This window comes from Cupriavidus pauculus (assembly GCF_002858765.1).
Lineage (GTDB): Bacteria > Pseudomonadota > Gammaproteobacteria > Burkholderiales > Burkholderiaceae > Cupriavidus > Cupriavidus pauculus_B.
Genome location: NZ_PJRP01000014.1, coordinates 198,912 through 199,566, shown reverse-complemented (window position 1 = coordinate 199,566; position 655 = coordinate 198,912). Strand labels below are relative to the sequence as shown.

1 protein-coding gene is annotated in these 655 nt (G+C 66.3%); it reads right to left on the bottom strand.

Annotated features, from left to right (window positions below):
- Positions 1 to 119: 119 nt before the first annotated feature.
- Positions 120 to 655: CoA transferase (locus CYJ10_RS24855; RefSeq protein WP_146002118.1), on the bottom strand; the 536-nt coding region annotated here is incomplete at its 5' end.

Genomic DNA, 655 nt, shown 5'->3' with positions numbered 1-655 from the left:
GGTAGAGAGCAGGAAGGCCGTGGCAGCCGCCGCGACCCGCCAGTGGGGGCGTGAAATCATGGTTGTCTCCGTCATGCTTTGTTATGGAACTACGGTACTGAGGGCCCAGCCAGATGCAGTCAGTCGGACCTTGTCCTGCGCCCGAACACCTCTTCGTTGTGCTCGCCAGGCTTCGGCAACGGATGCCGGACGCCGGGACGCCTGCCGCCCATCAGCAGCGGCAACAGGACGGTGGGCGCGATCGAGCCATCTTCCACCTGCATCGGCACCAGGCCGCCACTTTCCTTCAGGTGCGGATCGTCAAGCAACTGGTCCGGGCGGACGATCGGTGCGTAGGGAATGCCGGCGGCTTCGAGCTGGGGCATCAGGGCATCAGCGCGATGGTGCTGAAGGATGGCGCCCAGTTCTTCCAGCAACAGCGGCCGCACCGCCACCCGCGCGGCGTTATCGCGGTACTCGGGCCGCTGGGTCATTTGCGGGTGGCCCAGCACCTGGCACAGCGTGACGAACTGCTTGTCGCTGACCGCCCCGATAAACAGCTGCTCGCCGTCGGCCAGCGAGAACACGTCGTAGACGCTCCACGCCGACACGCGCGACGGCATCGGCGGCGGCGCCTCGCCGGTCATCGCAAACTGCTGCATATGCTGCGACGCCA